Below are 8,148 nucleotides of genomic sequence, written 5' to 3'. Positions count from 1 at the left end.
CCCCGACCCTACCGGCCACCCGTGAACCCACCGCCGCCACGACACCCGCCCGCCGGCCCCGTGACGAGGCGTTAAGAAGGGGCCCCTGCTCTACCGGAGGCGTTAAGAAGGGGCCCTTCCTTGCACCTCAGTAGGCGCGGGCGAGGATGGCGGTGAGGTCGGGTTCGTCCTCGGTGTCGGGCACCGAGCCGTCGGCACGCAGCAGGCAGCGGACGGTGACGCCCTGCCCGTTGGCCTTCGCCTCGCCCTCGACGCCGACCGCCGCCCACGGCACCCGGGCCCAGCCGGTGGCCGCCGCCTCGATCGCCTCGGCCAGGGTCGCCACGTCGACCGTGCGCGACTGGCGGAAGGCGAGCGCGTGGTCGTGCAGGGCCTGCTGGTCGGCCTCCAGCGCGGCGAGCACCGCGCCGACCACGTCCGCCACCGGCGTGGGAGCCTTCGAGCCGTCCGTACGCCGGACCACGACCGCGTTGCCGGCGGCCAGGTCGCGGGGGCCGACCTCGACGCGTACCGGGTAGCCGCGCAGCTCGGCGTCGACGGCCCGGCGGCCGAACGGGGTGTCGGTGCGGTCGTCGAGCGCGACCCGAACGCCGGCGTCGCGCAGCGCGTCGCGGAGCTTGGCCGCCGCCTCGGCGACGCCGTCGCCGTCCTTGACCACCATGACGTACGCCTGCACCGGCGCCAGCCGCGGCGGCACCCGCAGTCCGTTGTCGTCGCCGTGGCACATGATCAGGCCGCCCAGCATCCGGGTGGAGGTGCCCCAGGAGGTCGTCCAGGCGTGCTCCCGGCCACCCTCGGCCGAGGAGTAGCTGATGTCGAACGCCTTGGCGAAGTTCTGCCCGAGTTCGTGGCTGGTGCCCAGTTGCAGCGCCTTGCCGTCACCCATCATGCCTTCGCAGGTGTAGGTGGCGGTCGCCCCGGCGAAGCGTTCCCGGGCGGTCTTGAGCCCGACCACCACCGGGATGCCGAGCACGTTGACCATCAGGTCCTCGTACGCCTCGTGCAGGATCTTGCGGGCGTAGGCGCGGGCGTCCTCGCGGGTCGCGTGCGCGGTGTGCCCCTCCTGCCAGAGGAACTCGCTGGTACGCAGGAAGATCCGGGGCCGCAGCTCCCAGCGGACCACGTTGGCCCACTGGTTGAGCAGCAGCGGCAGGTCCCGGTACGAGTCGATCCACTTGGCCATGAACTCGCCGATCACCGTCTCGCTGGTGGGGCGCACCACGACCGGCTCGGCCAACTGCTTGCCGCCACCGTGGGTGACCACCGCCAGCTCCGGCGAGAAGCCCTCGACGTGCTCCGCCTCGCGCTTGAGGTAGCTCTCCGGGATGAACAGCGGGAAGTACGCGTTCTCCGCGCCGGCCGCCTTGATCCGGTCGTCCATCTCGGCCTGCATCCGCTCCCAGATGGCATAGCCGGCCGGTCGGATCACCATGGTTCCCCGCACCGGCCCGTTGTCGGCCAGCTTCGCCTTGGCGATCAGGTCCTGGTACCAGCGAGGAAAGTCCTCAGCCCGGGGAGTAAGCACGCGCGCCATGACCGCACATCCTATGTCGCGGCGGGCAGGGCAGCGCGATCGGGCGCGGCATCATCAGCGGATGACCCGTCCGCGCAGGACTATGCGGGCCGGCGCGCGGACCACCCGCAGATCCCGGCGCGGGTCCTCGGGGTAGACGACGAGGTCGGCGAGGCCGCCCTCGACCAGGCCGGGGAAGCCGAGCCACTGTCGGGCCCGCCAGGAGGCGGCGGCGAGCACGTCCTCGGTGGCCATGCCGGCCCGCTCGTGCAGCAGCAACATCTCCTCGGCGGCCAACCCGTGATCGATGCCGCCGCCCGCATCAGTGCCCACGAAGATCGGCACCCCGGCCTCGTACGCGGCCCGCACCACCTCCGGGAAGCGGTCGCGCAGGGCGAGCATGTGGTCGGCGTACCCGGGGAACCTGGGCCGGGCCTGGTCGGCGATGTGGCCGAAGGTCTGGATGTTGATCATCGTGGGGACCAGCGCGGTGCCCTGGCGGGCCATCAGGTCGATCAGGTCAAGGCTGAGCCCGGTGCCGTGCTCGACCGAGTCCACCCCGGCCCGCACCATGATCTCCACGGCCGACTCGCTGAAGGTGTGCACGGCGGCACGTACCCCGGCGGCGTGTGCGACCTCGACCGCCGCGGCCATGGTGTCCGCGTCCCAGGCCGGCGCCAGGTCACCGACGCCCCGGTCGATCCAGTCCCCGACCAGCTTGACCCAGCCGTTGCCCGCGGCGGCCTGCGCCGCCACGGTCGCGGCGACCTCGGCGGCACCGACCTCCACCCCGATGTCGCGCAGGTACCGCTTCGGCGGGGCGACGTGCCGGCCGGCGCGGGCCAGCCGTGGCAGGTCGGGCTCGTCATCCAGTTCCGGGTACGGGAAGGGCGAGCCGGCGTCCCGGATCGCGAGGATGCCCGCGTCCCGGTCGGTACGCGCCAACTCGCGCGCCTGATCCAGCGAGGTGACCGGGGCGCCACCCCGGGCGATGCCGATGTGGCAGTGCGCGTCGACCAGACCCGGCAGGACGAAGCCGCCGTCGGCGACCGTCTCCGCCCCGGGCACCCGGTCGAAGGTCACCCGGTCGCCGACCAGCCACAGATCCCGGACCTCGTCGTCCGGCAGAAGTACACCGCGCACATGCAGAGCCATGCGCACAGTCCTACCGGATCACTCCCCGTAGCGCCCGAGAAGCCCCGCCCGGACGGCACGCTCAGCGGGGCGGCTGGCCGCCCTTGCCGAGCTTGTTGAAGTCGATCTTCGGCAGCTTGAAGCCCGGCGGGAGCCCCTGACCGGCGGCCAGGTCGTCCGGGCTCATGCCCGGCGGCAGCTGCGGCATGCCACCCGGGAAGCCGCCCGGCATTCCGGCGCCGGTACGCGGCCGACCGCCGCCCTTGGTGCCCTTGCGCTTGTTCTTCGGCGACTTGGTCGCCTTGCGCCGGCCGCCGGGCAGGCCCATCATGCCGCCCATCTGCTTCATCATCTTCTGCGCGTCGGTGAAGCGGTTCAGCAGCTGGTTGACGTCCATCACGGTGACGCCCGAACCGTTGGCGATCCGCGCCCGCCGTGAACCGTTGATGATCTTCGGGTTGGTGCGCTCGGCCGGGGTCATCGACCGGATGATCGCGGTGATCCGGTCGAAGTGCTTGTCGTCCAGCTCGGCGAGCTGGTCCTTGACCTGCCCCATGCCCGGCATCATGGCCAGCACGTTGGCGATCGGCCCCATCCGGCGCACCGCGATGAGCTGGTCGAGGAAGTCTTCCAGGGTGAACTGCTCGCCGCCCATCAGCTTGGCGGTCATCTTCTCCTTCTGATCGGTGTCGAAGGCCGCCTCGGCCTGCTCGATCAGAGTGAGAACGTCGCCCATGCCGAGGATCCGGCTGGCCATCCGGTCGGGGTGGAAGACGTCGAAGTCCTCCAGCTTCTCGCCGGTGGAGGCGAACAGGATCGGCTGCCCGGTCACCTCACGGACCGACAGCGCGGCACCACCCCGGGCGTCGCCGTCGAGCTTGGAGAGCACCACGCCGGTGATGCCCACCCCGTCGCGGAACGCCTCGGCGGTACGCACCGCGTCCTGGCCGACCATCGCGTCGATGACGAAGATGACCTCGTCCGGGTCGACCGCGTCGCGGATGTCGGCGGCCTGCTGCATCATCTCCGCGTCGATGCCGAGCCGGCCGGCGGTGTCGACGATGACGACGTCACGGGCGGCCCGCCGGGCGTGCTCGATCGACGCCTTCGCCACCTGCACCGGGTCACCGACGCCGTTGCCCGGCTCCGGGGCGTACACCTCGACGCCGGCGCGGCCACCGAGCACCTGCAACTGCCCGACGGCGTTGGGGCGCTGGAGGTCGGCGGCGACCAGCAGCGGCTGGTGCCCCTGGGCCTTGAGCCAGCGGGCCAGCTTGCCGGCGAGGGTGGTCTTGCCGGAGCCCTGGAGGCCGGCGAGCATGATCACGGTCGGCGGCTGCTTGGCGAACTGGAGCCGGCGCCCCTCGCCGCCGAGGACGGCGACCAGCTCCTCATTGACGATCTTGATGATCTGCTGGGCCGGGTTGAGCGCCTGGGAGACCTCCGCCCCGCGGGACCGCTCCTTGACGTTCGCGATGAAGCCCTTGACGACCGGCAGGGCGACGTCGGCCTCCAGCAGCGCGAGGCGGATCTCGCGCGCGGTCGCGTCGATGTCGGCGTCGGTGAGGCGCCCCTTGCCACGGAGCTTGGTGAAGATCCCGGAGAGGCGGTCACTCAAGGTGTCAAACACGCGAACATCCCGTTTGTCGTCTTCGGCGGGCACAGTGCGGACGGGCAGGTGTCGTCCAGCCCACCGCTAGCGTAGCCCGCCGCCGCGCGCCCGACCCGGCCCCGCCATGCCCTCGCCGGCAGGGGCGGGCCGGACCCGCGCCGGCACCCGACGGCGGCGGGCCCGCCGCGCCCGGCCGGTCACGACCCGACCAGCCCCGACTGGTACGCGAAGACCACCAGTTGCGCCCGGTCCCGGGCCCCCAGCTTCACCATGGCCCGGCTGACGTGGGTACGCGCGGTGGCCGGGCTCAGCACCAGCCGTTCGGCGATCTCGCCGTTGCTCAGCCCCTCGCCGACCAGCCCCACCACCTCCCGTTCCCGATCGGTGAGGGTGCCGAGACGGGGATGCGGGCGGGGCACCCGGGCCGGCCGGGTGGCGAACTCCCGGACCACCCGCCGGGTCACCGACGGCGAGAGCAGCGCCTCCCCCTCGGCGACCAGCCGGATCGCCCGCAGCAGCTCGGCCGGCCGGGTGTCCTTGGTGAGGAAGCCGCTGGCCCCGTGCCGCAGCGCGTCGAACACGTACTCGTCCAGCTCGAACGTGGTCAGCACGACGACCCGGGTGCCGGCCAGCTCCGGGTCGGCGACGATCCGCCGGGTCGCCTCGATCCCGTCGACGCCCGGCATCCGGACGTCCATCAGCACCACGTCGGGGCGTACCCGCCGGGCCAGTTCGACGACGGCCACCCCGTCGGCCGCCTCGCCGGCCACCGCGAGGTCGTCCTCGCTCTCCACCAGGGCACGCAGCCCGACCCGGATCAGATCCTGGTCGTCGGCGATCAGTACGCGGATCATGACAGCGGCTCCACCGGCAGGCGGGCGTACACCCGGAAGCCGCCCTCGGGGCGCGGCCCGGCCGCGAACTCACCGCCGAGCGCGGCGACCCGCTCCCGCATGCCGGCCAGGCCGTGCCCGTCCGTTGCCGGCGCCCCGCCGGGGCGCGAGACCGGGCCGGGCCGGGCACCGGCGGCACCTGGTCGGGGACCGGTGTCGGTCACCTCCACCGTCACCTCCGTCGGGGTGTAGCCGATCCGGACCGTCGCGGTGGCCGATCCGGCGTGCCGCAGCACGTTGGTCAACGATTCCTGCGCCACCCGGTAGCCGGCCAGGTCCACCGCGGTGGGCAGGTCCCGAGGCTCGCCGGTCACCTCGACGGTCACCGGCAGCCCCGCCCCGGCCAGCCGGTCGCGCAGTTGATCCAACTGCCCGAGGCCCGGCGTGGGGGCCCGGTCGTCGCCGCGGCGGACCACCGCGAGCGTGACCCGCAGCTCGTCGAGCGCCTCGCGGCTGGTCCGGCTGATCGCGGTCAACGCCGTCTCGGCCTGTTCGGGTCGCTTGGGCAGCAGGTGGAGGGCGATCTCGGCCTGCATGTAGATGGCGGCCAGCCCGTGCCCCACCACGTCGTGCACCTCCTGCGCGATCCGCAGCCGTTCCTCGTCGGCCAGCTTGCGGGACTGCTCGGCGCGGTTGCGCGCCGTGGCCTCCCGGTTGACCCGGACGGTCACCCCGACCGCGAACGGCACGACGACCCAGGCCGCGCCGGGTACCACGCCGGCCAGGCCCGGTGTCGTTCCAGCCGAGACGAAGTCATGGACCAGCACGGCCACCAGAGCCGCTCCGGCCGCGATTGCCGCCGACCGGACCGGCCGGTACGCCGCCACGGTGTAGACGGAGATGAAGAGGGAGAAGAGGATCGGCCCGTACGCGTGGCCGAGCACCAGAAACGCCGAGGTGGCCCCGGCGGAGACCGCCAGCGTGGCCAACGGCCAGCGGCGGCGGCCGGCCAGCGCGAGCGCCGCCACCACCACGAGGGTGTAGGCGCGGCCGTCGGGCGGGACGACGCCCGGCTGATCTGCGCCCGCCGGGGCGGTGCCGAACAGCCCGAACAGCCCTATGAGGAGGGCCAGTCCGAGGTCGAACAGTGGGCCCCTCAGGCGTACCACCCACGGCTGGGCGTCAAGGGCCGGACGCCCGGGGCGGCCACCCGCCATGGGCCCGGGTTCGCCGGCTGGTGCCGGCCGCCGCGCCTTCATGTCGTCAGAGAATGTCACGTCGGTGCAGCAACAGCCCGCCCGCAGCGACAAATGCCACCAGATAGCCGGCGATCACCAGCGCGGCCTGGCCGCCGCCGACCACCGCCGCGACCCCGGGCGTGTCGCCGGTGGCGCCGAGCGCCGCCGCCAGCGAGCCGGCGTTGGGACCGGGCAGGCCCTTCTGCGCCTCGGCCACCCAGTCCAGCAGCGGCGCGGCGATGACGGCGAGCAGGTTCTGGACGGCCAGCAGCCACACCAGGCCGAGCCCGATGGGCAGGGCCACCCCGCGCAGCGCGATGGCGAGCAGCGCACCGAGCGCCGCCCACATGGTGGCGATCAGCCAGCCGGCACCGAGCCCGGTGGCCAGGTCCACCAGTGACGGCCAGGCGACCGGCTGGGACTCGACGCTCGCGATCACCACGCTGGTGGCCGCGCCGGTGGCGAACAGCGAGGCGACGATCACGAGGGTGGCCACGGCCAGTGCCAACAATTTGCCGCCGTACGCGGCCAGCCGGGTCGGCCCCTGGGTCAACAGGGTCTTCCAGGTGCCCCAGCCGTACTCGCCGCCGACGGCGAGCACGCCGAGGATCAACACGATCGCCCCGAGGAAGACCGGCAGCCCGCCGAGCGAGTTCCCGACCAGCTGATCGGGCAACAGCATCGGCAGGGTCCGGTCGCTGTTCGGCCCCTCGGTGCCGCCGGCATAGCTGGCGTACGGGAAGAGGTAGGTGAACAGCAGGGCGAGCAGCTGCGCGAGAACGAGCAGCAGCCACGCCGCCGGCCGCTTGGCCAGCTTGATCATCTCTGCCTGCCAGCTACGCCACATGGGTCAGCCCTCCCGAGGTCAGCTCCAGAAACACGTCCTCCAGGTCACGTTCGCGCAGCCGCAGCTCGCTGACCGCGACACCGGCGTCGACCAGGGCGGCGTTGACGGCGGACGCCCGCTCCGGCGGGACAGCCAGCTCAAGGGCGCCGTCCACCACCCGTACCCGGTCGTCGCCGAACAGCGCGCGGGCCACGCTCGCGGCCCGGTCCACCGGTTCGGCCACCACCCGCAGCGCCGCGGTGCCGCGCAGTTCGGCCACCGAACTCTCGGCGACCAGTCGACCCTTCGAGATGACGCCGACCCGGTCGCAGATCTGCTGCACCTCGCCGAGCAGGTGACTGGAGAGCAGCACCGTGCAGCCGCCCGCGCCGAGCCGCCGGATCAACGCGCGCATGTCAGCCATGCCGGCCGGGTCCAGGCCGTTGGTCGGCTCGTCGAGGATCAGCAACCTGGGGTCCTTGAGCAGCGCCGCCGCCACGCCCAGCCGCTGCTTCATCCCCAGCGAGTAGGCCGCGTACCGGTCGCCCGCCCGGTCGGTCAGGTCGACCAGGTCGAGCACGACCGGCACCCGGTGCGCTCCGGTTCCCGCGTACCGCGCGAGCAGCCGCAGGTTGTCCCGGCCGGACAGGTAGGGATAGAACGCCGGGCCCTCGATCAACGCCCCGACACTGCGCAGGTGGCCCGGTTCGCCGGGGCGCGCGCCGAACACGCGTACCTGCCCGCTCGTCGGGCGGATCAGTCCGAGCAGCATCCGCAGCGTGGTGGTCTTGCCGGCACCGTTGGGGCCGAGGAAGCCGTACACCTCGCCGGCCCGGACGGTCAGGTCGAGGTCCTGCACGGCGGTCAGGCCGCCGTACCGCTTGCTGAGTCCTTCGATCTGCACTGGCGGTTTCATGCCCCCGAGCGTGCCGCTGTGAGGGCCCGGGCACGTCGTCCGCCGAGCGGCATCGCGCCTACGCTCCGCTGCGTAC

General features: G+C 73.0%; 7 protein-coding genes. All 7 read right to left on the bottom strand.

The features are described from left to right. Positions 1 to 127 precede the first annotated feature (127 nt). Positions 128 to 1,534, bottom strand: a complete 1,407-nt coding sequence (proS, locus tag C1I95_RS10825; protein ID WP_111213662.1) for a proline--tRNA ligase — start codon at positions 1,532 to 1,534, stop codon at positions 128 to 130. 54 nt (positions 1,535 to 1,588) lie between these two features. Then, positions 1,589 to 2,668, bottom strand: coding sequence for an amidohydrolase family protein (locus C1I95_RS10820; protein WP_111213661.1), 1,080 nt, complete (start codon positions 2,666 to 2,668; stop codon positions 1,589 to 1,591). A gap of 61 nt (positions 2,669 to 2,729) precedes the next feature. After that, on the bottom strand, positions 2,730 to 4,277 hold the full coding sequence (gene ffh / locus C1I95_RS10815) for a signal recognition particle protein (protein ID WP_111213660.1): 1,548 nt from the start codon (positions 4,275 to 4,277) through the stop codon (positions 2,730 to 2,732). Between the two features lie 179 nt (positions 4,278 to 4,456). After that, positions 4,457 to 5,113 (bottom strand): response regulator transcription factor, encoded by a 657-nt coding sequence (locus C1I95_RS10810; protein WP_111213659.1) that lies wholly within the window; start codon positions 5,111 to 5,113, stop codon positions 4,457 to 4,459. Continuing rightward, positions 5,110 to 6,261, bottom strand: a complete 1,152-nt coding sequence (locus tag C1I95_RS10805; RefSeq protein WP_233513502.1) for a sensor histidine kinase — start codon at positions 6,259 to 6,261, stop codon at positions 5,110 to 5,112. The genes C1I95_RS10810 and C1I95_RS10805 overlap by 4 nt, the downstream gene beginning before the upstream one ends. A 94-nt stretch (positions 6,262 to 6,355) precedes the next feature. Continuing rightward, the gene (locus C1I95_RS10800) at positions 6,356 to 7,177 is read right to left on the bottom strand and encodes an ABC transporter permease (RefSeq protein ID WP_111213658.1); all 822 of its coding nucleotides are present in this window, start codon (positions 7,175 to 7,177) and stop codon (positions 6,356 to 6,358) included. Further along, positions 7,167 to 8,072 (bottom strand): ABC transporter ATP-binding protein, encoded by a 906-nt coding sequence (locus C1I95_RS10795; protein WP_111213657.1) that lies wholly within the window; start codon positions 8,070 to 8,072, stop codon positions 7,167 to 7,169. Before C1I95_RS10795 ends, C1I95_RS10800 begins: the two co-directional genes overlap by 11 nt. Positions 8,073 to 8,148 lie beyond the last annotated feature (76 nt).

It is taken from the genome of Micromonospora craterilacus, assembly GCF_003236315.1.
In the GTDB taxonomy this organism is placed as follows: Bacteria; Actinomycetota; Actinomycetes; order Mycobacteriales; family Micromonosporaceae; genus Micromonospora; species Micromonospora craterilacus.
This window is presented reverse-complemented; position numbering and strand designations above follow the sequence as displayed.